Annotated in this window: 1 protein-coding gene; it reads right to left on the reverse strand. The window is 64.7% G+C overall.

Going from position 1 to position 541, the window contains the following annotated elements; translation table 11 throughout:
• A partial coding sequence (locus tag MFF24_RS28700; protein ID WP_238229226.1) for a PAS domain-containing protein occupies positions 1 to 541 on the reverse strand: 541 nt, incomplete at both ends.

Consider the following 541-nt stretch of genomic DNA (forward strand, 5'->3'; position numbering starts at 1 on the left):
TCCATGTCGAAGTGGATGACGCCCTGCGACCGGTTGATGGCCGCAATCTGTCCTGCCACGTCTGCGCGGCGCAGACGGTCCTGCGTGACATCGGTCGCGAACTTCACGACCTTGTAGGGCTTGCCCTGGATATCGCAGATTGGATTGTAGATCGCCTGCAGCCAGATCTCCCGTCCGCCCTTGCCGAAGCGCTTGTACTCGGCGCGCTGGAACTCACCGCGCGCCAGCGCTGCCCAGAAGTCGCGGTAGGCTTGGCTTCCACACTCAGTCGGGTCGACAAACAGGCTGTGGTGCCGGCCCTGGACCTCCCCTAGGCTGTAGCCCACGGTGTTGAGGAAGTTGGCGTTGGCCGTGAGGATGGTGCCGTCGAGAGCGAACTCGATCGAGGCCCGCGAGCAGCTGATGGCCTGAAGGACGGCTGCCTGATCGGCGCTGCGCTGCTGCTGCGCAGTGACATCCAGCGAGAGCTGGATGATCTTCGTCGCCCGGCCGGCACGGTCGAGGACGGGGCAGTAGCTGACTTGCAGCCAGACCTCGCTGC

Origin of the sequence: Methylorubrum aminovorans (assembly GCF_022179725.1) — a bacterium.
GTDB classification, from domain to species: domain Bacteria; phylum Pseudomonadota; class Alphaproteobacteria; order Rhizobiales; family Beijerinckiaceae; genus Methylobacterium; species Methylobacterium aminovorans.